Genomic DNA, 26,713 nt, shown 5'->3' with positions numbered 1-26,713 from the left:
ACATTATATCGTTTAGGTAGTAGGTAGTAGGGTGTGTTGTCGCGCAGCGCAACGCACCATCAATCATTAGATGGTGCGTTAGGACGTTCCGTCCATAACGCACCCTACCTATCACACATATTGTAGAGACGTTCCGGACCGAACGTCTCTACTAAACGGACATGATATTATTTGTGAATTGAGTATTCAGAGGGCGGTTCTTCCCTACCAGGAGGCAAACTCATAACTTCTTCAACAGCGACCTTCTTGGGACGCCGTTTCTTCTTGCCTATACCATATTTTGCCGTATCTACAATCCACCTTTGGAAAGAGTCGATGTAGGTAAATATCACCGGCACAACCACCAAAGTCAGCAAAGTGGAAGTTGTGAAACCGCCCAGAATTGCAACTCCCATCGGTTGACGAACTTCAGCACCGGCACCAATTCCTAAAGCTAGAGGAATGATACCGGCAATAGTTGCCAAAGAAGTCATCAAAATTGGGCGCAAACGGGACAATCCGGCTTCTAGGAGCGCCTCACGTTGTTTTTTGCCTTCTTGGAGATTCACCATCGCATAGTCCACCAAGAGAATCGAGTTTTTGGTAACAACTCCCATCAACAAAACGATACCAATCAGCGCGTAAATTCCCAAGGGTTTTTGAGCAACCATCAAGGCTACGAGTGCCCCACCTAAACAAAAGGGCAACGCCATCATAATCGCTATGGGATAGAGGAAGTTATTATACAGCAAAACCAGAATCGCATAGATACTCATTAATGCCAGCCCCAGTGCAGTACCAAAGCGACTGAAGATTTCTGCCATAATTTTCGCACTTCCAGACGGTTGCTGAGTGACTCCTGGTGGCAAGTTGGTGAATGCAGGTAACTTGTCAACTGCATTTACTGCTTCTCCTAAAGAGATACCTTGCAAGTTGGCTTCCACCGCAACTTGACGAGAGCGATCGAAGCGGTTGACGGTTGCAGGACCGCTACCAAAACGGATATCTGCCACAGCAATCAGGGGAACCAAGGTGTTATTTTGAGTCGGGACTTGCAGATTTTTGATAGTGTTGATGTCTGTTCGCGCTTTCGGGTCGATTTGCACGCGAATTGGAATTTGGCGATCGAGAAGATTGTATTTCGCTAAATTTGCCTCGTTATCGCCTATAGTTGCAAGCGTTGCTGTCCGGGCAATTGCTTGCACGGTTACGCCTAAATCTGCGGCACGCTGCGGATCGGGAATTACCAAAATCTCTGGTTTTACCAGACTTGCAGTTGAGGACACTTCCACTAATCCCGGTACGGTTCGCATCTGCTTTTCTAATGCGTTAGCAGCTTCAAGCAATGCGTCTGGATTCTCACTTCTGAGAACTATGGATAATTCTTTGCCGGTGTCACCAGGTCCTTGACTTTGGAAACTAATTCTCGCTCCCGGTATTTGCTGGAATAAAGGACGTATTTGCACCTCAAACTCTTTTTGAGAAACTTTTCGTTCTTCTCTGGGTTTGAGTTTGACGGTGAGGGTAGCTAAATTTATTTCTTCTGTGGCTAGCACGCTTTCAACTGCTGGATTTTGCCGGATGAGGTTGGTTCCTTGCGTCGCTACTTTGTTGATATCTAGCAAGGTAGAACCTGGGGGTAATTCTATCGAAACAACGGAAATACCCAAATCTCCGTCATCCACAAAACCCTTGGGGATACCCGGAATCAGCATCAAACTGGCAATGAAGAAAGCGAGAGCGATCGCCAATGTTGTCAATCTATGGCGTAATGCCCACTTCAACAGTGATTTATAAGGTTGAAAGCGTCGTCGGCGAGAAGAAGGCGAAGAAACGCTTTGGGCTTTTAACTCCGAGGGGTAGGGGGGAAGTGAGAAAGGAATTTCTTCTTCTTGATTCTTTTTGGAACCTAGAAACGGAAATTTTAGCCCAAAAAATCTGATTCCTTTTTTGCGCTTGTGCTGTTTTGCACCTTCGTCGTGTTTCTTATCCTTGAGTAAATACGCACCCATCATCGGCGTAACCATCCGTGCCACAAAAGTTGAGAAAATTGTGGAAACGGCAACGGTGACTCCAAAAGGTTGGAAAAACTGCCCAGGAATACCACCCATAAAAGCAACGGGCAAAAACACGGCAATAATAGTCGCGGAACTCGCAATCACCGCTAATCCCACTTCATCAGAAGAGTCAAAAGAAGCTTCCCAAGCTGTTTTGCCCATTGCCATGTGCCGTTCCATGTTCTCAATTTCCACAACGGCATCATCCACCAAGTTACCCACCGCTAGCGCTAATCCCAACAAAGTCATGTTGTTGAGGGTATAACCTAACGTTTGCTGGACAAAAAAGGTAGGAATAATCGACAAAGGCAAAGCTACTGCTGTAATTAATGTTGCTCGCCAGTCTTTCAAAAATACGAGAATTACTATTACCGCCAGCAATGAGGCTTGAATTAATTCATCAATTGTGCTTTCATACGAGGCACGCACGGGGGTGGCTCTGGTATAAATTAATTCAAGCTTCACGTCTTTAGGAAGGGTTTTTTGCAGTTCTTCTAACGCTGCTTTTACTCCTTCTTCTACCGTCACCGTGACGCTACCCGTACTCCGCAATACTTGGAAGGCTACCACCGGTTTGTTATTCAACCGTGCAGATTGGCGGATGTCACCAAATTTATCTTCTACCGTCCCCAAACTAGATAAGGGCACGGAACCACCATTAGGTAAGACAATTTCGTAATTTTTCAGGTCATTGACGCTTTTGGCACTACCGAGAGTACGAATACTTTGTTCGCTACCGCCAACTTCGCCGCGTCCACCAGGTAAGTTGATGTTAAAAGCGCGTACTTGGTCGTTTACCTGGGTAGCGGTGATGCCTAGGGATTGTAAACGATTTGGGTCAAGGTTAATCCGAATTTCTCGGTCAACTCCACCTATACGCCTAACTTGTCCCACTCCCTTGACTGATAATAAAGCGCGGCTGATAGTTTGGTCTACGAGGTTACTTAATTCTTCTACAGTTTGCTTGCTGGATGTAACAGCGTAGGTGACGATGGGACCGCCGGCAAAATCTACACGTTCGACTATCGGATCGTTGATATCTTGGGGTAAATCTTGGCGGATTTGGGAAATTGCGTTGCGGACATCGTTGGTAGCGCGATCGCTATTTGTACCCAAAATAAAAGTTATTATCGTCCTCGATGAACCATCAGTAACGGTGGAACGCAATTCATCGATGTTTCCTAACCCAGCAACAGCATCTTCAATTTTTTTCGTCACTTGAGATTCAAGTTCCGCAGGACCTGCGCCTGGTTGGGTAACGCTAACCGAAACTGTTGGCACATCAATATTTGGGTTAGTATCAATTCCCAAAGAAATGAAGGAGAACCAACCGATTATTGTCAACATTAAAAATATAACTATCGTCGGGACAGGTTTTTTAATTGCCCAAGACGAGATATTGAAAGACATATAAATTTTGGTAATTGGTAATTGGGCATTGGGCAATGGGCAATGGGCATTGGGGAGGCAGTGCCGTGCGGAGGTTCCCTCCGTTGAGGCATCTGCCGTCATGGGGCATTGGGGAGGCACTGCCTCCCCAATTCCCCATTACCCATTCCCCATTCCCCATTCCCCATGCCCCACTATGCATTAACTACTGTCTGTTGACTACGCGCACTTTATCGCCATCTTTGATGTATCCTGCGCCATCTACAACTACGCGATCGCCTACTTTCAGACCTTTTTTAATTTCCACTCTGCTACCAATAAGACTTTCTCCTCTTTCTACTTTCACAGCACGTACTGTGTCTTCACCCGATAGAATGAATACACTGGTGCTACCATCCGGTTGGGGTAATACCGCTTTTTCTGGTGCTGCCATCCCTACCGTTGTATTGGTGGTAATCAGCGCACGCGCAAACATTCCGGGTTTGAGTAAATTTGTCTGCGGTAAGTCAATTTTTACGGTTGCTTCACGTCTTTGCTGATTAATCAGCGGTTGTATCTCTCTAACTCGTCCTTGCAAGCGCACGCGGTTATCGAGATCCGAGGTAATTTGCGCGGGTGCGTCAATTTTCACTTGTGGTAATTGAGTTTCGGGAACCAGCGCTTGAAGTTCTAGACTGCCGTTACTAATAATGGAAAATAGCTTTTGCGTACCACCAACTACAGTTCCTACCTGAGTTTGCGGCGGTACTCCCGTCACATCTCCAACTCTAACTAGTCTCTCGGCTATAAGCCCAGAAACTGGCGCACGCACCACAGTTTGTCCCTGCTGAGTTCTGACTTGTTGGACTTTCGCATTACTACTCTTGACAGCAGCTTGGGCGCTGTTGATATTCGCGCTGGCGATGTTGACATTTGCTTGGGCACTCTTGACAGCAGCTTGAGCACTCAAGACATCCTGTTCGGCGCTTCTAACATTGGCTTCGGCGAGACGCACGGCTTCTGTAGCTGTTGCTACAGTTGTTGTCCGAGTCAAGAGTTCTTGTTTGCTAATTGCACCTGCATTTGCTAATTGTTGATAGCTTTCGAGATTCTTTCTGGCTTCATCTAACCTCGCCTTAGTTTGAGCCACATCAGCAAGTCTTTGCTGCACTACCGCTTGCCGGGAAGCCACATTTGCCTGACTGGTGGCTACAGCCGCTTGCTTTGAAGCTAGATCCGCCTGTTGAGATCCTACATCTGCCTGCTTTGATTCCACATCAGCTCTTGCTTGACGAATTTGGTCTTGCAATACTGAATCATCCAGAATTGCCAAAACTTGACCTTGTTTAACTGAATCTCCTTCTTTTACTAAGACTTGTTTGATTTGCAAGCCATTAGTTTGCGGTAATACCGGAATCAAATCACGCGCTGTTACAGTACCTGTAGTACTTAGGGTACGGGCGACACGAGTGATTTCAACTGGAGCGACGGTGACTGTCATTGAGGGGGCAACACTTGCGGCAGGTTTAGTTGCTACCGGATTTTGTTGACCGGCGGAACGATTAGCTAATAAACGCACTCCGCCTAAAGCGATCGCTATTCCCAAAGTAGTACCCAGCAATAGCGGTAATAGCCAAGGACGCGATCGCCTACTAACCCGTTCTTCCTCAAAGTCAGCATCCTCGATTTCCCTAAGGTCTTGCACCTCAAACTTTTCCTCGCCCACAGTCATCTCTCCCTCCACAAGTACCCAAACGCTAATAATGGTAATTGCTTAAAAAAACTTTAAATTAATTACTATATATTAACTATGACTCATTACCTACGCTTATGGCTGTATGAATACGTAAAATCTATCTATAAAAAAGTCATATTTTGCGAAAGTGGAGAAGTTAGCACCCCTATCTGTAAGGCTTGAGTAGCAATAAAGCGCGAAATTAGAATTTATCACCGTAAATTCCCCACGAAAGAAGCCGTCAAAAGCGAACTTCTTTCATTTTTACTTTCATAGTCCGTATAATGTCTTCACCTGATCGGGTGAATGCAATCGCATTGACATTTGGTTGTAGTCAATCAGATCGTTGTTTAGCACTGTCTATAACTTTGCGCTTCATGAAGGCGATCGCCTATGCTGTGATAGATACATTCACAGCACAGGACACCCACTTATAAATGCGATCGCCTATGGCGGGCGCTTTGCGCCATCGCATTCATAGCTACTGGACAAATCTGCGTACTCAATTCCAGCAAATGCCTGCCCAATTATTTAACTTTGATAAGAAATAAATAACAGCATGTTTAACGCGACTGAAATTTTAATTGATGCTTTTGTCAAGCAAATTCGAGAAGGCTACCGCCGCACTTACGGCTGCTTAAAAACTGACTACCAGGACATCATAGCTTGGGCAGGCAATATGGCTTTGGAAAACATTGCCAATAGCGATGCTTTATATCACAATGTTGAACATTCTATCTTAGTCACCCTTGTGGGACAGGAAATTCTTAGAGGCAAACATATCCGTGAGGGTGGTGTTAAGAGTGAAGACTGGTTGCATTGTGTCATCTCCTTAGTGTGCCACGATATCGGCTATGTTAAAGGAGTTTGCCTACAAGACCGAGAAACAGAAAACTTGTATGCTACAGGTAAAAATGGGCAAATGATTACTCTTCATCCCGGCGCTTCGGATGCCAGCCTCACACCGTATCATGTTGATCGAGCAAAACTATTCATTGATGAGCGTTTTGGCGGTCACACGCTGATAGATTCTGAGGTAATTAAGAGTAACATTGAATTGACTCGGTTTCCAGTGCCCACAGCAGACGATCGTCAAGGTACAAGTAACTTTGCAGGCTTAGTGCGTGCTGCCGATTTGATCGGACAATTAAGCGATCCGCGTTACTTGCGGAAAATTACTTCTTTATTCTACGAGTTTGAAGAAACGGGAATGAATAAGGTTTTGGGTTATAAAACTCCTGCCGATTTGCGGAAGAACTACGCCAAATTTTACTGGAATGGCGTATATCCTTATATTAAAGAAGGACTGCGTTATTTATCTTTGACACAGCAAGGAAAACAAATTGTTGCTAATCTTTATTCAAATGTATTTGTTGTAGAACACGAAAAACAACAAGACGAACGATATTTAGAAGAGTTAGGAGTTAGGAGTTAGGAGTTAAGAGTTAAGAGTTAAGAATTATGAATTGTGAATTATGAATAAGTAAAAAAGTTCCATAATTCATAACTTGTACCCAACAATTAACCACGCTCCCCCGCTCGCACTAACCCCTAACTCCGGGCCTCCTAACCCCTAACAACCCTTCGGGTTCACCACTTGCGTGACTGTCGCTTCTAGCGCTTTCTTCGCAGTGGTTCACCAACAACTAACAACCAACAACTATTATGAATTGGTGGCAAAGACTCAAGAAAAATCCGTTGGCGCGATTTGGCGCAATTTTGCTATTAGTATTCTATGTGGCAGTAATTGCAGCTGATTTCATCGCTCCTTACGACCCATACGTAACACAAGCAAATGGTTCGCTCCTGCCACCTACTCAAGTTTATTGGTTTTCTAAATCGGGGCAGTTTATCGGTCCTCATGTTTATCCGACGACGCAAGGAGACACAAATTTAGAAACTGGTAAGCGAGAACTAATCGTAGACCGCAGCAAACCTTCACCTTTACGTTTATTCGTCCAAGGTTCAGAGTACCGTTTGTTTCAGCTTAGTTTTCCCGTACCGCCAAAATGGGACGAAGTGACAATAATCCCAGGTATCCCTCTCAATTGGCATTTATTCGGCACAACCGATAATGTCAAATTCAATCTTGTGGGTACTGATGACCAAGGTCGCGACCAATTCACCCGCTTGTTGTATGGTGGTCGCATTAGTTTATTTATTGGAATTATCGGGGTACTTGTTACTTTTCCCCTTGGTCTATTGTTTGGGGGAATTTCTGGCTATTTCGGCGGTTGGACTGATAGCATAATCATGCGTTTAGCTGAAGTGCTGATGACTTTTCCTAGTATTTATCTTTTGGTGAGTTTAGGGGCAGTATTACCAGCTGGTTTAAGTAGCACGCAGAACTTTTTGCTAATTGTGTTGATTACTTCGGTTATTAGTTGGGCTGGGTTAGCGCGGGTAATTCGCGGACAAGTACTCTCAATTAAAGAGCGAGAGTTTGTCCAAGCTGCACGGGCAATGGGTGGTAAGCCACTTTATATTATTCTCCGTCACGTTTTGCCGCAAACTGCTACTTATGTAATTATCGCTGCTACGCTTTCAGTTCCTAGCTTTATTGGAGCAGAAGCGGTACTTAGTCTGATTGGTTTGGGCATTAAGCCACCAGATCCTTCTTGGGGTAATATGCTTTCTTTGGCAAGCAATGCTTCGATTTTGGTATTGCAGCCTTGGCTAATTTGGCCCCCTGCGATACTGATTATTTTGACGGTATTGGCTTTTAATTTACTCGGTGATGGATTGAGGGATGCGCTTGATCCGCGTAGTTTGCGAAGGTAGTTTTTTGTTGTAGTTGAAGGAGTGCGATCGCACTTTATTATCTAACAGTTTATGAATTTGACAGGGTGGGTGATGCCCACCCTCAGATTGTGCTTTAGCTAAAAAAAGCCTATACGAGTTTTACCAAAATCGTAATTGGCTGCGTTGTTTCAAGATGAAGGCGATCGCATTCCTATATAAAAGTATTGACCCTATAATCAGTATTTGTGTCATTTATGTCAACTGTGATTTTTTCAACAATAAGTATTACACGATTTAGCTATGAGTCGATTTATTCAGCTAATAAAAAAAGCAAATATCACCTAATTCGTTCACATGGTTACAAGTTTGCCCAGTCTCAATCAAAAAAATATTACAATAATATAATAGTCTGTTGTTATTAGTTAAGCTCATGCAAGTTAAAGATTTGACCGTTGAAGAACTAAAACTTTTGATTCAGGAAACTGTTACGGAAACTATTCAATCTCTGTTGATTGATTCTGAGGAGAATAAGCAGTTAAAGCCTGAAGTTAAACAGCAGCTACTTGATTCGTTACAGCGTACTCGAAGCGGGGAACGTGGTATTCCTCCGGAGGAAGTAGCGAAAAAACTGGGATTGAACTGGTAATGAGCTATCAAGTCGAGTTCAAAGCGGAAGCAGTTGCTAATTTAGAAATACTAACTTCAATAATTCAAGAGCGTTTATTACGTAAAATTCGCTGGTTATGTGAAAATTTTGATGACCTGACTCCTCAAGCTTTGAGTGCTGATTTGAGTGGTCTGTTCAAATTGAGAGTAGGAAACTATCGGGTCATTTATTCGTTCGATACTGAACCTTTGCTAATCACGATTCACAGAATAGGACATCGCCGAGATATTTACAATTAATCTTGTCTTATTAAGGGAACAAGAGAAAATAACTACTCAGACAACCGCCAAATTTTGATAGTAGTTTTTCGGAATTATGCTCAGGTATATCACTAAAAATTAGGTTTTTTAATAAATAATAAATAAAATATTTTTGAACTTAACGACAGCTTGTTACGAAGTACGATCGCACTCAAGAAAAAGAGCGATCGCACCAGTTGTTAAAGGTTCCATTAGCTACCTTTCCTGCGTGATTTTTTTGTAATATTATGTGCTGTTTTCAGAAAATTTCTCTAATTTTTGTATATTTTAATGCTTTGATCTACAAGCCAATTTAAACTTATCAGGCTTATTTTTCCTAAACAGGTCGATTCTCCCGTCCGTGATAGACGCGCAAAATAATCACATCATCCTCAAGAATGGCGTAGTGAATAATATAACCGTATTTACCAAAAGGCACTATTATTTTCCGCAAACCTGCTACTTCATCAACGATCGCACCCCGACGTGGATTTTGCTGCAAACTTTCTGCTGATGAAACGATCGCTTGTACTGCGCGTGTTGCCGCATCGGCTTCATTAAGTTTGATAAAATCATAGTGACGGTTTAAATCCGCGATCGCAGCTTGAGTCCAAACTATCTGGGACATGAACCTTCTTCATCAGTACCTAAACTGTTTGCCCATTCCCGCACGCGATGATGTTCGACTCCGGAACCTTCACGACGATAAGCTTCAAGAGCCAACTTGCTTTGCTTAATCATTTGGGCTTCTGTGAGAGGTTGAAAATTTAGGTTTGCGTCAATCTCACCAAACTCAAGTGATTCTTCTGTCCCTTGCGTCCTCAGTAGTAACTGCTCAAAATCTTCTAAGTTTCCTTCCGAAGCTGTTAGCCAGGTTAATAGGAGGGTTTTTACTTGCTCTCCAGGCAAGGCTTCAAGATGCTCAAATATTTGTTGCCTAATATTACTTGCTGTCATCAATTTTTAATTTTTGGAGATATTAATAGTTATAGATACGTATATTTTAACTAAAAATATCTTGTTATTTATCAATAAGAAAATGATTAATAAAACCCGTATAGGAGATATTGTTGTATTGCTTATTGTATAAGTTCAGCTTGGGTGCGTCCAGTCATTTGTGCAAGACTATTGAGAGAATTGTCTATTTCTTCTGGTAAGTAAACTGTAGTTTGCTTCATGCTTGATAGCCTAGCATCAGGTTTCAACTATCATATTTTATGATGATGAGTGCTGATTTTTGCATTTTTGTTACTTTTGGATTTGCGCGATCGCATTCAAGAAAAAGAGCGATCGCTTTTTTATTCAATCCCAAAACCTAATTTGATTGCTAAGGTAGCAGTTCCAAGTATTCAACTTTTTCCGGTTGTATCAAGTTAAAATGTCGTCGGTCTAGAGTTAAAATCCGCTGGATACGATGACGTTCAATTAAAGCAACCAAACTAGCATCAACTAAACCTAGCGGAACATCCTTATAACGATTCATAACTTTGAGCGCTTGGTCAAGGTCATCAAGGTCTACATTTAAGTACTGAAAGCATCGTGTAGTCACAGCCTCAACAAAGGCTCTAGCAACATGTTCGCCTAGATACTTCGTGGCTAAATAGTCTACTTCAGGTAAAATGGTGCTAGGAATTATTATTGTTTCATTCCGGACAATTTCCACTACTGCTGTGTGGTGTTTATCGTCCCGATCAAGAAGAGCCAAAATACCACTGGTATCTGCTAATACCTCTTGTCTTCTTGCCATAACAATTCTTCATCCCGCTCCGACAAGTTTCTCATACCGCTTGCGCCCATTCCTACGCACTGAGGAAGTGGTTGGTTTGTGCGGAGGAGATATTGTTGTATTGCTTCTTGTATAAGTTCAGCTTGAGTGCGTCCAGTCGTTTGAGCAAGAGTATTGAGAGAATTGTCTATTTCTTCTGGTAAGTAAACTGTAGTTTGCTTCATGCTTGATAGCCTAGCACAAGGTTTCAATGTTCATATTACTTCTAAAAAAGCTCCAGACGCAGCAAACAACTTTGCGTCTGGTGCGTCTTTGCGTGAGCCTTAATTTTTCTCCTTAAGATTCCATCACTTCTGCTGTCTTCTTTTTATCCAACTTGAGAATTAACACTCCCAAAGGTGGCAAACACAAATCCAGCGAATAAGGACGATTGTGCAACGACCAATTATCTGTCCACTTACCGCCTAAATTGCCCATATTGCTGCCGCCATATTGACGCGCATCACTATTAAACAACTCAGTATAAAATCCGAATTCGGGTACACCGATACGGTAGTGAGAATGCGGTTGCGGTGTAAAGTTACAAACCACGACAACAAAATCATCTGAATCTTTATCGCGACGGATAAAGAAAACCACACTATGACGGTTGTCGCTACAATCAATCCACTCAAACCCCGCTTGAGCAAAATCTTGGCTGTATAAAGCTGGTTCTGAGCGATAAAGATGATTCAAATCGGTGAAAAACTGTTTTAACTGTAGGTGCGGCTCATGCTGAAATAAATGCCATTCTAAATCACTCCAAACATTCCACTCACTCCACTGCCCAAACTCCATACTCATAAACATGGTTTTCTTGCCTGGGTGAGCAAACATATAAGTAAATAGACAACGCACATTTGCTAACTTCTGCCATCTATCTCCGGGCATCTTGCCGATGATATTGCTCTTGCCATGCACGACTTCATCATGTGACAGTGCCAACATGAAGTTCTCGCTGTGGTGATACCACATGCTAAAAGTAATATTGTTCTGATGGAACTGACGGAACCAAGGGTCCATGCTGAAGTAGTCCAGCATATCGTGCATCCAACCCATATTCCACTTTAAATTAAAGCCCAGTCCACCTGTATAAGTGGGCCAAGATACCATCGGCCAAGAGGTAGATTCTTCGGCGATTGAGACAATGCCGGGAAAATAGCTGAAAATAGTGTGATTTGTCTGACGCAGAAAATCTGCGGCTTCTATATTTTCTCTACCGCCATATTGGTTTGTCACCCATTCGCCTTCTTTGCGGCAATAGTCAAGATAAAGCATCGAGGCGACAGCATCAACGCGAATTCCGTCAATATGGTATTTGTCAAACCAAAAGAGGGCATTTGCTACTAAGAAATTCCGGACTTCGTTGCGGCTGTAGTTGAACACAAGAGTACCCCATTCTTTATGTTCGCCTTTGCGGGGGTCGGCGTGTTCGTAAAGGTGAGTGCCATCAAAGAAAGCTAAACCGTGTCCATCTTTGGGGAAGTGTCCGGGAACCCAATCGACAATCACGCCAATATTGTTTTCATGGCATTGATCGACAAAATACATGAAATCTTCCGGGCTTCCAAAACGCGAAGTAGGAGCAAAATATCCGGTTACTTGATAGCCCCAAGAGCCATCAAAAGGATGCTCGGCAACTGGTAGCATTTCAATATGGGTATATCCCAAGTCTTTGACGTAGGGAATCAGTCGCTCGGCTAATTCTCTGTAGGTAAGGAAGCGTGCGCCTGGGTTTAGTTCGGATACAGAAACTACGGGCTGAATTTCACCATTGGGTCGCTTGGGTGGTTCGGCGGCAGAAGCGTGCAACCAAGAGCCTAAATGCATTTCGTAAACGGAAATTGGTTGGGTGAGGGGGTCGGTATGGCGACGTTTTTCCATCCAGTCTTCGTCACCCCAAGTATAGGCGTTTAAGTCGGTGACAATCGATGCGGTTTTCGGACGCACTTCTTGCTGAAAGCCGTAGGGGTCAGATTTTTCGTAAATATGTCCGTCAAAATTTTTGATTTCATATTTATAGTGTTCTCCTACTCCCAGTCCGGGAATAAATAATTCCCAAACGCCGGTGGAACCTTTCCGCATTTGGTGTTTGCGTCCGTCCCAGTAGTTGAAATCTCCCAGTACGGAAACGTTACGGGCGTTGGGTGCCCAAACTGCAAAATAAACGCCTTTCACGCCGTCTATTTCTGTAGCGTGCGCTCCCAGTTTCTCGTAAATGCGGTGATGGTTGCCTTCGCTAAACAGGTGTAAATCAAAGTCTGTCAGACGGGGAGAACGAAAGGCGTAAGGATCGTAGGTGACACGTTCGTGTTCTCCTTCTTTAATGCGTAACTGGTAGTTTGCCAGTTCTGAGATTTCAATCGTGCATTCAAAGAAGTGGGGATCGTGTACTGTTTCCATTGGGTATTCTTTACGTTCTTCAGGAAGAACTACCCAAGCTGCACTCGCATTCGGTAGGTAGGCTCGCACAGCCCAGACGTTTTTACCATTTTGTTCGATGAGGTGGGAACCAAGTATTTCAAAGGGATCGTGATGTTGGTTCCAAACGATGCGGTTAACCTGTTCTGGAGCGATCGTGGTCATGGACATGAAGCTACCTACGTGAAATATGGTGATTGGTACGACTTTTTTAATATCTATATATATTCTTTACATTTATTTGCAGATTTTGTCGCCACTATTTTGGGACTTCACCAATGAATTCTTCCTTCGGCTTTGTTGTGGCGTGAAAAATAAGGAGATAAAGAAAAAAGGTGATGCACTTGTAGTTTTCGGGTGATGGAAATTAAAGAAAAGTTTAACGTTACAAGTTTAAAAAGGGAAAAACCTGAAGTAATGCTTTACGGATGCGAAGCAAGAAAACTTGTTCGCGGATTTTGGGAGTCAGTTTTGGTGGTGGGCTAGTTTGCAGTTGAGTAAGTAGTTCTGCGTATTCGCCGGCAGTTAAGGGTTTGCCATCAACAGGCGATCGCGCTTCTATAATTATCTCGGTTCGCAGTATCTCTTCGGGTGTATCGGATGGCTCGGGTAATGCGATTCCTGATGCCCGCCAATCGTTAACTAACCATACCACTACACTAGTGCTGATGCTAACCACTAAAAATATTATCGCTTTTTTGGCTTTCACTCTCCGCATCTGGGCACGCTCGCATGTACTGACATTCAACTAATTTTCTCACGTCTGGGGTGCGGATTGCTGTTCTTAATTTTGTCTAAATAAATTCTCTTTTTATAAGTATCTTTACGTACTAATTGAGATTGTTGGTCTTCAGGCGTAGACGCGTAGCGGCTTGTCGCTAGACATCGCGCCTTTATTCCACCTATAAATCGGACTTGCATAAAAATCTCGCACTTTGTCAAGCCTCATACCGGGTCATCTTTCCATTACCAACTTTTAGTAACGATGCGACCTCCTCTCACCAGACGCTGCGCCAAACAAAGAGTGTAAAGGATTTTACCCGCAAACTAAGTCTACTTCTTGGACTCAACTTATTTATGGGGCTTACAGTTAATCTGGAACCACAAATATATCGGTTACAACAAAACACGGGCGGACACTTAGTAGCGGCGAAGACCGTCTTTACTAGTGTCCTCCTCTTGTTGTACTTACTAATATTTCAGTGCGCTTTCAGGGCGCTCCAAGCTTTTAATCCACCTCAAAATTGATAGTACGCTTGAACTAACTCAACTAAGTGCGATAAGAGTGAGGAGCGCTGCCAATTAGCTGCTTTGTAAACTTTTCCAAAGAGATTATCTAAGGACTCGTAGTAGCTTTAGGACTAGGAGATGGGCTGGTAGTAGGGCTAGGAGAAGTTGTAGTAGTAGTAGAAGGAGCAGCAGGGCTAGAGCCAGTATCAGCAGGCTCACCAGGTGCGCCGGGGGAAGTAGTTGCAGCAGGTTCGCTCGTGGTACCGCCACCGCCGCCGCTGTCGCAAGCTCCGAGAAGAGCAGCCAGACTTAACATTGCAGCAAAACCAAAGATTTTTATTTTCATAACTCCTCTTTCACCAATTATGGCAAGAACTATTTTTCGCCTGTTGAATACCATACCGTATTTGTTGCTTTTTTTTAAATGCTTCCTATTACAGATTTATGGCAAATATTTTCTTGTTTTTTCGTTCAGGGTAAGTATTTTAGAGCAATACGATCGGTTTGTCTCAACTCAAGAAGAAGATAAATTTACTACTGAAGGTAGAGAAAGCAAATTTGGTAGCAATCCGCGCTATCATACCAAAAATCCTCACCTGGGAGTGCATCTTGCCATTCGCTAGTTTTATGTAGCCATACTGATGTGAACTTTCTCTAAAACAAAAGGGTTAGGGGTTAAGGGCAGAAATTGTGTTTTTGTAATTCCTTAACGCTTGGCGCAGCCCGCTTGTCGCAAGCAATACAAATTGATTGAAACGTTTCGCACTTAACAAACATGCAAAAATTGGTGCAGCTACCTGTCAGAACACTCTTAAGGGTGTAGGGTGTTATGTGTGCTGATTGCTTAAAAGGTAATTTGAACTTTAGCAATCAAGAGACAACCAAAAATATAGTATTTCCTTTCCTCACAAAAGTAAAAGTTATGGCTGTTGGTCGCAAATCAGCTGTTGCTGCAAGGGGTAATTGGTTCCGGCGTATTACCCAGCCCTCAGGGAAATCGCCTTCTGCGCGTTTTGAGTCAGCGTCGCGCAGTACTTCCACACCAATGCCCTCTAGAAGACAACGGCGTTCAAACACAAATAAAACGGTTAGGCACACACCTGGTCAATTGACCAAACCACAATTACCAAAGCAAAATCGCTCCTCAGCGACACCCAAAAGTCCAAGGGGAAATCAACAGCGCGTTCCCGTAATGCCTAATTCTGAGTCACCACCTTTATGGTTACTGCGCTTGCAAGCCATACATCGTAATTCCTCAATTGTGGCGTTTTTGTTAGTGGCAGCAACGCTAGTAGTTTATGGTTGGACAGTTTATTCTCAAGAACTTTGGAGTCAGGGATACCGCAAGCTGGAAAATTTGCGACGCCAAGAGCGACAGTTGACAACAACCAGCGAGGTACTGCAAAACAAAATGGCTACTGAAGGCGAAAAACCATCAACCGGGCTGGTAGCGCCAACTCCCGCTAGGGCGATTTTCATCAATCCGGCATCTCATAATCTCAACTCAATGCCTTCTCTTGGAGACGCTCCGCCAACGACAACAACGCCAAATTCTCAAAAGGTGCAGCAAAGCGCCTCTGGGCTGGGATATTAAAGTCAGTCAGTGGGAGCGTGGATGGTGGGAGCGTGGATGGTGGGAGCGTGGATGGTGGGTAGTGGGAGCGTGGTTAGTGGGTAGTGGGTAGTGGGTAGTGGGTAGTGGTTAACTGTTAATCAACTAACAAACAACAACTAACAACTAACAAACAACAACTAACAAATATGCAAAGGACAACTAACAAATATGCAAAGGACAACCTGAATGCGAAAGTCACCAAGCAGAATAAAATTTAGAAATTTGCCTTCATCTGGATTCAAAAAGCAGCAAAAGGCTTCAGTACGAGCTTTAGAAGAAAGTGCTAGCACCAAAGACCAGTCAGCCAACACAAAGTCGCGTTTGTTCGTGGTGTGGGGCGTATTAGTTGCGGCAGGTCTTGGTTTAGCTGTGAACTTGTATCAGCTGCAAATTGTCAGTGGACCAAAGTTAACGCAGAAGGCGCGAAATCAGCAAATGGTGAATTTGCGACCTTTTATGCCCCGTCGTCCAGTGATAGATCGCACTAATAATGTTTTAGCGCTCGACCGTCCTGTATATACTGTTTATGCTCATCCCAAGCTATTTAATAAGTCTGGGTCAGATATAGCAAATGAACTTGCACCGATATTAGATAAAGACGCTGCTGATTTAGAGAAAATTTTTTCAAGTAAAAAAAGCGGTATTCTACTTTCCTCTGCTTTGCCGGAAGAACTTGCCGATCGCATTTCTTCTTTACATTTAGATGGCTTGGAACTAATTCAAAAATACTCCCGATTATACCCGCAACAAGATTTGGTTGCTGATGTGGTGGGCTATGTTAATCTTGACCGTCGCGGTCAGGCAGGTGTGGAATACAGTCAAGAAAAGTTGTTAGAACGTTCTGGGCAAACGGTGCGCCTCAGTCGGGCAGGTAATGGTGCGCTAATGCCAGATCATGCTCCGGAAGGATTTTTGCATTTTGATGATTTGCGTCTGCAACTGACTATTGATAGTCGGTTGCAACGCTCGGCTCGTTTAGCTCTGCTTCAACAAATGAAAAAGTTTGGGGCAAAACGCGGAGCGGTAATTGTCATGGATGCGTGGGATGGTTCGCTGCTGGCTCTGGTTTCTCAACCTACTTATAATCCAAATGAATATTCAAAAGCTGATATTTCATTGTTCAAAAACTGGACAGTGGCGGATCTTTATGAACCGGGATCGACTTTCAAGCCGTTGAATGTGGCGATCGCTCTCGAAAATAACATCATTAAACCAGATGATACCTTCAATGACTCAGGTTCTATTCAAGTTGCTGACCGAATTATCAGAAATGCTGAAAATAAACGTTACGGGCGAATAAATATCGCTCAAATTCTGCAACACTCTAGCAACATTGGCATGGTGCAAATCATTCAGCGATTGCAGCCTTCAGTCTACTACAACTGGCTAGAGCGCTTAGGGTTAGGGCAAGGCATTGAAACCGATTTGCCTTTTGAAGTAGCTAGTCAGTTAAAAAGTCAAGAAGAATTTATCGCTTCACCAATTGAAGCCGCAACTACATCCTTTGGTCAAGGTTTTTCTTTAACACCTTTACAATTGGTGCAAATGCACGGAGCTTTAGCAAATGGTGGCAAACTGGTTACGCCTCATGTTGTCCGTGGGCTGATTGATACCAAAGGACATATGCATTATTTACCTAATTTACCAGCACCACGGCAAATTTTTTCCAGCGCGACAACCCAAAAAGTTGTCGAAATGATGGAAAGTGTAGTTTCTCAAGGAACTGGAAAAGCATCACAAATTCCTGGATATCGCATCGCCGGTAAAACTGGTACGGCTCAAGTAGCCAGTCGCGCCGGCGGCTACCTCAGCAATGCGAAAATCACCAGTTTTGTAGGTATCTTGCCGGTGGAATCTCCTCGTTATGTAGTTTTGGCATTAGTGGATGAGCCAAAAGGAGAAAATGCCTTTGGTTCTACCGTTGCCGCACCGATTGTGAAAGCGGTAATGGAAGCACTGATTCCGATTGAACAAATTCCGCCAAGTACGCCAATTAGTTCCACACCTGTTAGTCCGTAGGGGGGCAGGGGGGAGGGGGGGAGTGGGGGGAGCTGGGGAAGCTGGGGGAGAGGAATTTTACCCAATGCCCGATGCCCGATGCCCGATGCCCCATGCCCGATGCCCAATGCCCAATGCCCAATGCCCAATGCCCCATTCCCCATTCCCCATTCCCCATCTATCGATAGATAAACAGCCCAGACTTGGGGACGATGAAAATTAGGCGAAAATAAGGCAAAACAGTAATACAGGCGCAAACAAAAAGAAAAGTTTTGTATTTGTGCAAGATTTATTGTTGTTTGATGGAGGAGTAAACATGGCTTTAGGCACTCACAAGCGTGCGGTTGGCGTATTCTCTAGCCGTCGTGATGCCGAACATGCACTCACTGAACTCAGAGATGCCGGCTTCAATATGGGTAAGATTTCCATAATTGCTAAAGATGGCGATCGCCATGATGATATTGCTGGTGTGGAAACGCAGAAGCGCGTTGGCAATAAAGCTGATGAAGGTGCCGCAAGCGGAGCTGTAACGGGTACTGTATTAGGTGGTCTTACAGGCTTACTGGTAGGATTAGGTACTTTAGCAATTCCTGGTGTAGGACCGATATTGTTGGCGGGTGAGGTAGCCTCAACTCTGGCTACAGCCGCTGCTGGTGCTGGTATTGGCGCGGCGGCTGGCGGGTTGTTAGGTGCCTTGGCTGGTTTGGGAGTTCCGGAAGAACGAGCGAAAATTTACAGCGATCGCGTGTCTAGTGGTGATTATCTAGTAATCGTCGATGGCAGCGAAGAAGAAATCTATCGCGCCGAAAGTATTCTGCAAAACCGGGGTATTCAGGAGTTTGGCATTTACAATGCACCTGGTATGGCAAGAGACGCTGATTATGTAGAACCTGCTAGTCGTGTAGTCGATAGCACTCTTAATTATGACGATGATTCCAAGGTAATTATCGTTGACCGTCGGGATGAAAGCATCTAAAGTAGGCTCCTCAACGCACACTTTTCAAAGCAGTTAGCTAGAGCGTGAAGTGCGATCGCCGAAGGCGGGCGCTTCGCCATCGCTTTGGGCGGGCGCTTCGCCATCGCTTCTTGGCGGGCGCTTCGCCCGGAGCGCCGAGTTTAAAGTATAAAGTTTAACCCTAATTTGGGGTAAACGGATGAAGGCGATCGTACTTCAGCATTTTAATTAGAACAAATCAAGTCAAATCGCTTCAAGCATTCACGTAGTAGATAAAAATGAAAAACTTACTTGGCTTACTAATCGGTGGATTCCTAGTTGTAGGTGCAGTTAGTTGCAGCGAACCCCCATCCAGAACCAGTGCCGATGCACCCGATAGCACAAAAGAAAACGTCAACGCCCCAACCAAAGAAACCTCTCAGACAACCGAAAGCGATGCTACTAGCGATACCCGTAAAAGACAAATAGAATCTGACACCAGAGCGCGTGAGGAACGTAATAATGTTACTGGTGGCGACGCAGATAGAGCCGATGCCGACCTTGAAAGCCAAGTTCGCGGAAAACTAGAAGCAAATCTACCAGCTAGTCAGTTAACGGTTGATGCCGAAAAGGGAGATGTAACCGTTGTCGGCACAGTTCCTACTCAAGAGCAATTAAGTAAAATTCCTACTTTGGCACAAGAAATTAAAGGTGTGAAAAGTGTCAAAGTTAATGCCAAGGTAGCCCCAGCACAAGCAGCACCAAACAAACAATAAAACAGAATTTAAAAGTCAGGTAGCAATTTTGACGCTACATCATAATTTGCTCAAGGCTAGTGGCTAATGTAATTAGCTATTAGCCTTTAACCATGATTGACAGTATATTATGTAAATTTTGTTATTTATTTTAAGTATTTTTACTGGTTCAACAAAGATGACTGCCGCTACAATTTATTAAGTTTATTAAATTTTTAGGGCGGATGAGCGAATTGTGCCCAAATCTGATAACATCTAAATCACCGCTGTGGGAGGGCAAAGTCTACCCTTGAATTAAAGCCAAGTTGATAGACAGCCAACCCTTATAGTTACCCTAGCCGTGGGTAGCCATAACCAAAGTTGAATTCACATTTCTAGAAACTACCTCACACATTGTAATGAATCTAGAAGTTGTTCTAGGTTCAATTTCGGCAAGGCAATTTAAGTGCTTTAGTCAGCACTTATGCCGTTTCACTTTTAATTGTTTTTTAAGATTCGCTCCTCAACATGTCAGATCAATCAATTAATCGCTTCAATTGCTCAACTAGGAGAAAAAAATGAAAAAGCTAATTCCATTTGTAGTCAGCGGCATTTTGCTAATTGGTACTATTGGTTGTCAACAAGGTACTCAAACTGGTTCAGAGACTGGTACTACAAATGAAGCCGGCGCACCAGCAAAAGAGGCTTCTCAGACAACTGGCGACGCGATGAAAAATGGCGACGCGATGAAAAATGGCGACGCGATGAAAGCTGGAAGCGACACCAAAAGCTTAGTTAACAGCAAGCTAACAGAAAAGATTCCCGGCAGCAAGTTAACAGCCCAAGACAAAGATGGTGTTGTAACCGTTACAGGAACAGTTCCCTCTGAAGCGGATATGAAGAAAATTGAACCCGCTGTTAAAGAAGTCAAGGGTGTAAAAAGCGTGAAAGTGGAAGCAAAAGTTGCTAGCACAAAACCGCAATAACAGTACACACCTTGAGTAAATATTTTTGAGTTATACCATCTCAAAATAACAGTTAATTAGGACTTACATTTATGTAAGTCCTGTTTTTTTAGTTCGTAGTGAGGGCTGAAGCCCTCTAAATTCTTGCTTTGAGGGCTTCAGCCCTCACTACGAAATACTACTCCCTTCCCGCTTGAAGAATACCTATTTAACGAACCGCGTTCGCCCAGCCGCGTAGGCGTGAAGGAGAAGACGCGTTCGGCTTTGCCGTCTGGTGAAGGAGAAGGACACGTTCGCCCAGCCGCGTAGGCGTGAAGGAGAAGGAGGAAGAAAAAGAAGATAGGTAATTTTGTAGCGGGAAGGGAGTAATTACAACCCAACAGTGCGACCAGGAAAACCAGCCGTATCAAAATAACGAGTTCCTCCCACTGTTTGGTATTTAAGAATTGTCTTTAAACCATTCGCAGCAACTTGAGATTCTAAAGTTTGAGACTGATACTTAATATTGACACCGTTAGTTAAGGCTTCACTTAACACCCGACCAACTAGCTTACCTTGAGATGGTAACTTCAACTTCAACACTTTTGCTAAAGTTGGTGCTACATCTGCATTACTTGTTGGTGCCGTGTCTTGATATTTTTGCTTGAAGTCCGGACCAATAGCTGCCATTGTGTTGTAAGTATCAGCACGGCTGAAGCTTCCGTGCATTCCTTGTCCTTGCTGCAAAGCTGTATCCGCTATTTCCACTCCACACTCTGTCGGATTGCCGCAACCTGTATCAAATGAGCGAAAGTTGACTACAATCGACGGGTGAGGAGTTCGCGCTGTTCCTCGCAATTTGATGGCACTACTCGGCAATGTGCCGGGAATTGAACCTAATGTATCATCAACAAATAAGCCGCTGACATAATCTTGTTTCAAGAGCAAATCTACTATTTTTTTGGTAAGAATTTTGTTGTTTTTGACATTAGGTAAATAGATTAAATCAGAACCGCCATTACCAGCAACAATTACATCTGGCTTGTTGGGGTCTTTGCCAATTAAACTATTTTTAGAAAATTGTCCTTTGCTAGGATTAATTAGCACATTTTTATTGTCTGGGTCAAATAAAGACAACTTCAAGTCATGCGCTAAATCAATCGCCACGAAACCAGGTGGTAAAAAACCTTTTGGGACATCTGAGTAAGCAAGGGTTTTCGCATAGCTGGTTTTGCTTTCTTTGCTAATAGTTGAGAAGCCGTGGTCAGCGGTTACGAATATATTTGTTGTTGTTTCTAAGCCCAAATCTTTGAGTGCAGTCCGAATTTGCGCTAAATTTTTATCAACATTTTGACGTGCTGCTTGAACTGTCGGACCGTTGATACCGGGAACGATTTTATTAAGGCTATCACCGTGGTTGTGTTGTGTGCCATCGGGGTCACGCGACCAATAAACTAAGACAAAAGGTTTTTTTCGTTGCTGGAATAATGGTAAAATTACCTTAGTTGTCACATCAGCAAAATACTGTTGTTGTACTGTATTGGCAACTTTAGTACCTGGAGTTTTACTATCACCTGGTTTGCCATTTGCTCCCCGTGATGGAGTTGCTATTGGTAGTGAAGCTTTGGTTAACAGTGGGGTAATTTCTTCACTTAAGGCAATGCCTGTAGGTGTGCCAGTTGCATCATCAAAAAGAATAGTAGGTTCGCCCTTTTGATGGGTGACATCTTGAATTAAGACGGGTCCAATTTTGCCTACAGCAGCAGTGCTGAAACCTGCTTTTCTCGCAGTTGCAAGTAGGCTTTCTTCGTTGATAAAGTTATTACCAAACTGTTTGTTAACTTCTTTAAGAACGGCGTTATTTTCTAGGAAGGGGACTAAGCTGTTTTTGGCACTTTTAACCGGGGCGCTAACTTTGATAGTATTGCTAAAGTCACCCGTATCACCAAGGTAATGTCCGGTTGCGATCGCACTAGCGTTAGCTGTGGTAAAAGTCGGAAACAATGAGTGACTATTGACAAATGTTACTCCTTGTTCTCTAATTTCATTCAATGTAGGCATATCGATAGAATTTATCGAAGTCGGACGCAACCCATCTGCTACGAAAATAACTACATTATGTTGTTTTGCTGGCTGAACTAGATTACATGCTGCCACAAGTCCAATTACAAATAGGGTTAAGATTACCCACTGCTTCCTGCGCGTAAAAATCCGCATAACCTCTCGGATAATGAGAACACGAAAATTTTATACTGAAGTGACGCAAAAAAATAGGATAATCAAAACAATTAAAAATTTTGGCATTGCATATTGTAGAGACGTTCCGTCTGAACGTCTCTACAATTTCATTAGACATCTCCACAAAAAGAATTATGCGTTACCTGAAATTGTTTGTAGGGACAATACCCTGCGGGAAGCCTTCGGCTACATGAATTGTCCCTACGCAATTTCCACTTCCCTTGTCTATTTAAAAGCGTAAGTTTGCAAGAGTGCTTCTTCTATTGAACCTACTCGGTTAAAAACTTGAATGAGTTTATGAGCCGGTGTTTCTCGCTTTTCAAGCATAACTTTCAGCGGTGCTAACAACTGAACATCAGGATCGTTGAAGAGTGCAATTTCAGATGCTTGCAAAACTTGTGTGGCTGTCGCTAAAATATCTTCGTTGTCAAAACCTTCTTTTGCGGATATTTGATGTTTCTCCGCATCCGGTATAGTTGCTCTACCCAACAGAGTTTCATCTAATACCAAACCCTTTAATAATGCTAACAAGCCGGCATAAATTGTAAAATCATCACAACTATCAAAAGCCTTAAATTCAATTCTACCGACTTCTGCGGGGATGCGTGCTATTTTCGTTAATGAAGGTACACTATCTATAAGTTGTTCGCGTTTTTCTACAAACACTATCACCGCCGGTCTTTTGCCGGTTCTAATAAATGTCCTTACCGATAAACCAGACCACAAAGTACCTTGATAAAAAGGAGAACTATAACTAAACGGAACAATGTAAGGACTGTAATAAGTTAACTTTCTGCCAATATCAATTATACTTTCATAAGATAATCCGCTGACTGATATATTTAAGTCAGGACCATAAGTCAACATGGGAATGTGTGCCGTTTGTCTTTCTGGGGAAGTTTGCCGCCATTTTATTTCATAATCATTTAATGGGGGTTGCGGCTCAAAAACAGCATAGTATGGATTAAAACTGACTAAAACTGGCGAAAAACCGAAGCTATTAGCACCTTCACACAGTAAGCGAAAACTTTCGGATAATTCATTTATAGCGCTTTGAATAGTAGAATTTATAGTTGTTCTGATTTCGATACCTTTAGGAATGCATTCGATGACATTTTCAGAATCTTCAAATCTTTCAAATCCTTCAATATACCATCTTTTTTGTTTAATACCAGCATCACCCACACGTAATTGTGGATAGTCGCTGGGGTATGTAGGTAATCTTTCTACGATTTGATTAAAATCAGCGAATTTTGTCCGCGAAAAATCAGCAAACTTTCTTTCATAATTGAAGAAAGCGACTTCATGCTCAATACCAAAATAAAACATTCTCTATACTTAATTCCGGGAATTTAACTCAATCTAACTAATGTTAAGCGATACATATTCCGCAAGAAAGGAATATAGGAAAAAAGCAAGCGAATTACCACACCAAAGCGTCGCAGATATTTAGCTGGCAAATCTGCAAAAGTAGTGACTTCGATTACTTGATAGCGTAAATCCCAATCTTGGATCTTGCGAATATCTGAGATACTCCAATTAAATTTTGCCGAGGTGTAATTTATTGAGTCATGTCTCTTCTGATTTTTCACCATCAGGGGTGACATAGAATCAAACGCAAACCAACAACCAGGAAAATGCTCTAAAAGATTAGCAAACAACTGCTGTACCTGTTCTTCACTGAGATAGATCAGTACTCCCTCTGCCACAAACATACAAGGTACATTAACTGCTTTAACGCGCTCAATCCAATCTATATCCAAGGCTGAAGCCGTGATAAACTGACGGCGTTCTGTTTCTTCAAAAAACTGCTTTCGCAGCGTCATTGAGTCTGGTAAGTCTAAATCAAACCAGCGTACTTCACCATTATCAACTCGCTCAAAACGGGTATTGAGTCCTGCACCAATTTCTACCACCGAACCTTGAGGATGTTGTTGGAGATAAGCGCGTACCCAGTTGTCGAGGATCATTCCTCGCAAGCAAGTGCCTATTTGAGAGCTTTTGGCAGTAGCAAATTTATCAAAATCGTAATCGATCGCCTCGATAATCTCGACCGATTTCGGGTCTTGTATAAGTGGATCGGGTTTGGAAAACTCACAAGCTCTAGCCCAGAGCGGGATTAGCAGAGTTTCTTGAACAACACCAAGGTTAACTGTGGTTTTAGTCATAAAAATACCTCCACTACACAGATTAACTCTCTCTTGGTGGATTTAACTATAAATATTCTCAAAAATATTTGCAGAGGGTAGGATATGGCAGAGCGATCGTCCGTATGTTGCTGAGGCATTTCTTTCAGAAATGCCTCCCTCGTTGCTTTGCAACGAGGCAACTGAAAAGAGTGCAGTTGAGCAACAGGACGCGCTACGCGATCGCGACTACTAAAACTTTGTTGTGTAATTTGCGCGATCGCCTGTAAATAAATGACCAAAACTAGGGTGTAGGCATCAAACCATAACTAGCAACTTGGGTTAGTATAACGAATACATCACCCAAACTCTTGCAATGCACTACCAGGATTTAGAGGTGTCTTCGTCCTCATTGTGGGATGGACAGTCAAACTCAGTTCCCTTCAAGAACTTAGTTATTCCTGAGTTCAAAGTTGAAACGTTAGTTATCAACAGCAACAAACCGCCTGTTAAGTTCGCTTATTACCGAAATCTTCGGATTGCGGCAAAAATAGCCGAAATCTTCCAGAGATTCGGTGGTATTGAGCAGGGGAAAACATACTACGTTGCTGATAAAACTATAGTCCTTGAGTTGAAAGAGAACCAAAAGCTGATCGAGGATGCGCTTATCGAGAGCGAAAAGGATTTTTTTGGTGGAATTGTAGCCAGACCTCACCAATCTACAAAAGCAATAATGCATCCCTTGGTTAGTAGAGAAGCAGTTTGTCCGCTAGGATGGTCTCATGAGTTTTCTGAAGAGCTTGCCCAGCGAAATCTTGTTCTTCCTGGATTCACAGTTTTCAGTACTGATGATCTGAGAATAGCTTTCAAGGAGCTCTACAACAAAGGAGTGTATCAAATTCGGCTCAAAGATCCGCTTGCATTTTTGGGAATGAGCCAGTTTGTCATTAGCTCTTTCCAAGAGCTAGAGCAGTTTATCTCTGATAAAATTGCGGATCAAGGTAAGCTCCAACAATACGGACTGGTGGTGGAAGAAAATCTTCACCCAGAAGATTTGAAGACATATAGTGCGAGTTTTATTACTGTTGGTTCTCACCAGGTACAGAGTCTAGGGGTTCAAAGGTTCTCTCAAGGACTATACAGGGGAACTGACCTTGTGATTATGCGAACAGGCAAACGTATCCCTCCTAAGTTGCTTGCTCAGGTTGGCATTTTCAACAACGAAGATGCACAAGCAATTATAGATAAAGCACTCCTTTTTAGAGCGCTTTTAAATAAACACATTCCAGAGATTAAAACTGCGAGATTCAACCTGGATATAGTGTCCGGAATCGCATCCATATATTCAAACGGCACTTGTGAGTTAGTTAAGCGCTTCGCATTGCTTGAGCAGTCCTTCCGTGTTGGAGGAGCATCTCCTGGGGAAATTTGGGGTCTTGAATCTCTTTTGTCCTATCCTGATGTGGATGCAGTATGTGCCTCAACGTACTATCGATACGGAGACGATGCATACCAAACCGTATCTGAGGAAGAGAACCTTTATTGTGGGGTGGATAATCGCTTCGGACCGATATCAATATCAGTAAAGGTTCACGGAAGTTGATGAGCCAAATCAGTGAATAGCGATCGCTCAACACTTTTCTTTTGGGTTGGCATTGTCATGAATATCTTAAATATCTATTATATGTATCCATAAAAGACGTAGAGACGTAGCATTGCTACGTCTCTACAAGGGTTTTGGGCAACGCATAATTAAATTCGGTCGATGTCCATTATATGTATCCGTTCAGGGGGGCGATCGCTCCTACTAAAACATAACTCTACCTTTTGTCGTTCCCGCACCACACGCTTATATCCTACATTGTAGGTATTTATCGTCAATTGTATTTGCGTTCGATTTGCCTTTCGATAGTGCGATCGC

Annotated in this window: 28 protein-coding genes; 13 read left to right on the top strand and 15 right to left on the bottom strand. The window is 43.1% G+C overall.

The genetic code is table 11. The features are described from left to right. Positions 1-167: 167 nt before the first annotated feature. From AABK37_RS10545 to AABK37_RS10535, 3 genes are read right to left on the bottom strand one after another with little or no spacing between them, the layout of a single operon-like run. Complete coding sequence (locus tag AABK37_RS10545; RefSeq protein ID WP_432551521.1) at positions 168-3,446, bottom strand: efflux RND transporter permease subunit; 3,279 nt, start codon at positions 3,444-3,446, stop codon at positions 168-170. Continuing rightward, a complete protein-coding gene (locus tag AABK37_RS10540; RefSeq protein WP_432551520.1) occupies positions 3,415-3,606 on the bottom strand; it encodes a hypothetical protein in 192 nt (63 codons plus the stop codon). The genes AABK37_RS10545 and AABK37_RS10540 overlap by 32 nt, the downstream gene beginning before the upstream one ends. A 24-nt stretch (positions 3,607-3,630) precedes the next feature. Beyond that, entirely contained in the window at positions 3,631-5,136 is a 1,506-nt protein-coding gene (locus AABK37_RS10535; protein ID WP_432551519.1) for an efflux RND transporter periplasmic adaptor subunit, read from the bottom strand. Between the two features lie 287 nt (positions 5,137-5,423). On the opposite strand from AABK37_RS10535, the gene AABK37_RS10530 reads away from it, so the two are divergent. From AABK37_RS10530 to AABK37_RS10510, 5 genes are all read left to right on the top strand, one after another. Next, entirely contained in the window at positions 5,424-5,576 is a 153-nt protein-coding gene (locus AABK37_RS10530) for a hypothetical protein (protein WP_432551518.1), read from the top strand. 122 nt (positions 5,577-5,698) lie between these two features. Further along, positions 5,699-6,574, top strand: a complete 876-nt coding sequence (locus AABK37_RS10525) for an Npun_R2479 family HD domain-containing metalloprotein (protein ID WP_432551517.1) — start codon at positions 5,699-5,701, stop codon at positions 6,572-6,574. Between the two features lie 230 nt (positions 6,575-6,804). Next, positions 6,805-7,920, top strand: a complete 1,116-nt coding sequence (locus tag AABK37_RS10520) for an ABC transporter permease (RefSeq protein WP_432551516.1) — start codon at positions 6,805-6,807, stop codon at positions 7,918-7,920. Between the two features lie 391 nt (positions 7,921-8,311). Next, entirely contained in the window at positions 8,312-8,527 is a 216-nt protein-coding gene (locus AABK37_RS10515) for a hypothetical protein (RefSeq protein WP_432551515.1), read from the top strand. Further along, positions 8,527-8,787 carry a type II toxin-antitoxin system RelE family toxin gene (locus AABK37_RS10510; RefSeq protein ID WP_432551514.1) on the top strand — a complete coding sequence of 87 codons (261 nt, stop codon included), beginning with the start codon at positions 8,527-8,529 and terminating at the stop codon, positions 8,785-8,787. Before AABK37_RS10515 ends, AABK37_RS10510 begins: the two co-directional genes overlap by 1 nt. A gap of 337 nt (positions 8,788-9,124) precedes the next feature. Here the strand turns inward: AABK37_RS10510 and AABK37_RS10505 are convergent, their stop codons facing one another. The 8 genes from AABK37_RS10505 to AABK37_RS10470 all read right to left on the bottom strand — a co-directional run bounded on the left by AABK37_RS10505 (position 9,125) and on the right by AABK37_RS10470 (position 14,549). Then, positions 9,125-9,415, bottom strand: coding sequence for a type II toxin-antitoxin system RelE/ParE family toxin (locus AABK37_RS10505; RefSeq protein WP_432551513.1), 291 nt, complete (start codon positions 9,413-9,415; stop codon positions 9,125-9,127). Beyond that, complete coding sequence (locus AABK37_RS10500) at positions 9,403-9,744, bottom strand: hypothetical protein (RefSeq protein ID WP_432551512.1); 342 nt, start codon at positions 9,742-9,744, stop codon at positions 9,403-9,405. Before AABK37_RS10500 ends, AABK37_RS10505 begins: the two co-directional genes overlap by 13 nt. Before the next feature lie 122 nt (positions 9,745-9,866). Further along, on the bottom strand, positions 9,867-9,965 hold the full coding sequence (locus AABK37_RS10495) for a ribbon-helix-helix protein, CopG family (protein WP_432551511.1): 99 nt from the start codon (positions 9,963-9,965) through the stop codon (positions 9,867-9,869). A 149-nt stretch (positions 9,966-10,114) separates the two neighbouring features. Beyond that, positions 10,115-10,534, bottom strand: coding sequence for a type II toxin-antitoxin system VapC family toxin (locus AABK37_RS10490; protein WP_432551510.1), 420 nt, complete (start codon positions 10,532-10,534; stop codon positions 10,115-10,117). Beyond that, on the bottom strand, positions 10,510-10,737 hold the full coding sequence (locus AABK37_RS10485) for a ribbon-helix-helix protein, CopG family (protein ID WP_432551509.1): 228 nt from the start codon (positions 10,735-10,737) through the stop codon (positions 10,510-10,512). The genes AABK37_RS10490 and AABK37_RS10485 overlap by 25 nt, the downstream gene beginning before the upstream one ends. A 112-nt stretch (positions 10,738-10,849) precedes the next feature. After that, positions 10,850-13,138, bottom strand: a complete 2,289-nt coding sequence (glgB, locus tag AABK37_RS10480; protein WP_432551532.1) for a 1,4-alpha-glucan branching enzyme — start codon at positions 13,136-13,138, stop codon at positions 10,850-10,852. Between the two features lie 220 nt (positions 13,139-13,358). Then, positions 13,359-13,691, bottom strand: coding sequence for a hypothetical protein (locus tag AABK37_RS10475; protein ID WP_432551508.1), 333 nt, complete (start codon positions 13,689-13,691; stop codon positions 13,359-13,361). A 618-nt stretch (positions 13,692-14,309) separates the two neighbouring features. Then, the gene (locus AABK37_RS10470; protein ID WP_432551507.1) at positions 14,310-14,549 is read right to left on the bottom strand and encodes a hypothetical protein; all 240 of its coding nucleotides are present in this window, start codon (positions 14,547-14,549) and stop codon (positions 14,310-14,312) included. A gap of 19 nt (positions 14,550-14,568) precedes the next feature. Here AABK37_RS10470 and AABK37_RS10465 point away from each other — a divergent pair, with 19 nt between their 5' ends. From AABK37_RS10465 to AABK37_RS10435, 7 genes are all read left to right on the top strand, one after another. After that, positions 14,569-14,826 (top strand): hypothetical protein, encoded by a 258-nt coding sequence (locus AABK37_RS10465; RefSeq protein ID WP_432551506.1) that lies wholly within the window; start codon positions 14,569-14,571, stop codon positions 14,824-14,826. 206 nt (positions 14,827-15,032) lie between these two features. Next, positions 15,033-15,797, top strand: a complete 765-nt coding sequence (locus AABK37_RS10460; protein ID WP_432551505.1) for a hypothetical protein — start codon at positions 15,033-15,035, stop codon at positions 15,795-15,797. Between the two features lie 207 nt (positions 15,798-16,004). Beyond that, positions 16,005-17,837, top strand: a complete 1,833-nt coding sequence (locus AABK37_RS10455; RefSeq protein ID WP_432551504.1) for a peptidoglycan D,D-transpeptidase FtsI family protein — start codon at positions 16,005-16,007, stop codon at positions 17,835-17,837. Positions 17,838-17,859: 22 nt separating this feature from the next. Continuing rightward, complete coding sequence (locus tag AABK37_RS10450; protein WP_432551503.1) at positions 17,860-18,039, top strand: histidine kinase; 180 nt, start codon at positions 17,860-17,862, stop codon at positions 18,037-18,039. Between the two features lie 93 nt (positions 18,040-18,132). Next, on the top strand, positions 18,133-18,792 hold the full coding sequence (locus AABK37_RS10445; RefSeq protein WP_432551502.1) for a general stress protein: 660 nt from the start codon (positions 18,133-18,135) through the stop codon (positions 18,790-18,792). 257 nt (positions 18,793-19,049) lie between these two features. Beyond that, positions 19,050-19,526: a BON domain-containing protein gene (locus AABK37_RS10440; RefSeq protein WP_432551501.1), complete on the top strand. Its 477-nt coding sequence runs from the start codon at positions 19,050-19,052 to the stop codon at positions 19,524-19,526. A gap of 536 nt (positions 19,527-20,062) precedes the next feature. Then, positions 20,063-20,470 carry a BON domain-containing protein gene (locus tag AABK37_RS10435; protein WP_432551500.1) on the top strand — a complete coding sequence of 136 codons (408 nt, stop codon included), beginning with the start codon at positions 20,063-20,065 and terminating at the stop codon, positions 20,468-20,470. Positions 20,471-20,818: 348 nt separating this feature from the next. Here the strand turns inward: AABK37_RS10435 and AABK37_RS10430 are convergent, their stop codons facing one another. From AABK37_RS10430 to AABK37_RS10415, 4 genes are all read right to left on the bottom strand, one after another. Continuing rightward, on the bottom strand, positions 20,819-22,585 hold the full coding sequence (locus AABK37_RS10430; RefSeq protein WP_432551499.1) for an alkaline phosphatase family protein: 1,767 nt from the start codon (positions 22,583-22,585) through the stop codon (positions 20,819-20,821). Between the two features lie 306 nt (positions 22,586-22,891). After that, positions 22,892-23,995 carry a glutamate--cysteine ligase gene (locus AABK37_RS10425; RefSeq protein ID WP_432551498.1) on the bottom strand — a complete coding sequence of 368 codons (1,104 nt, stop codon included), beginning with the start codon at positions 23,993-23,995 and terminating at the stop codon, positions 22,892-22,894. A gap of 23 nt (positions 23,996-24,018) precedes the next feature. After that, positions 24,019-24,834, bottom strand: coding sequence for a class I SAM-dependent methyltransferase (locus AABK37_RS10420; protein ID WP_432551497.1), 816 nt, complete (start codon positions 24,832-24,834; stop codon positions 24,019-24,021). Then, positions 24,831-25,094 carry a hypothetical protein gene (locus AABK37_RS10415; protein ID WP_432551496.1) on the bottom strand — a complete coding sequence of 88 codons (264 nt, stop codon included), beginning with the start codon at positions 25,092-25,094 and terminating at the stop codon, positions 24,831-24,833. Before AABK37_RS10415 ends, AABK37_RS10420 begins: the two co-directional genes overlap by 4 nt. A 74-nt stretch (positions 25,095-25,168) precedes the next feature. Between AABK37_RS10415 and AABK37_RS10410 the strand changes: the two genes are divergently transcribed. After that, a complete protein-coding gene (locus AABK37_RS10410) occupies positions 25,169-26,395 on the top strand; it encodes a DUF3182 family protein (RefSeq protein WP_432551495.1) in 1,227 nt (408 codons plus the stop codon). Positions 26,396-26,713 lie beyond the last annotated feature (318 nt).

The sequence above is a fragment of the Tolypothrix sp. VBCCA 56010 genome (assembly GCF_050875635.1).
GTDB lineage: Bacteria > Cyanobacteriota > Cyanobacteriia > Cyanobacteriales > Nostocaceae > Hassallia.
This window is presented reverse-complemented; position numbering and strand designations above follow the sequence as displayed.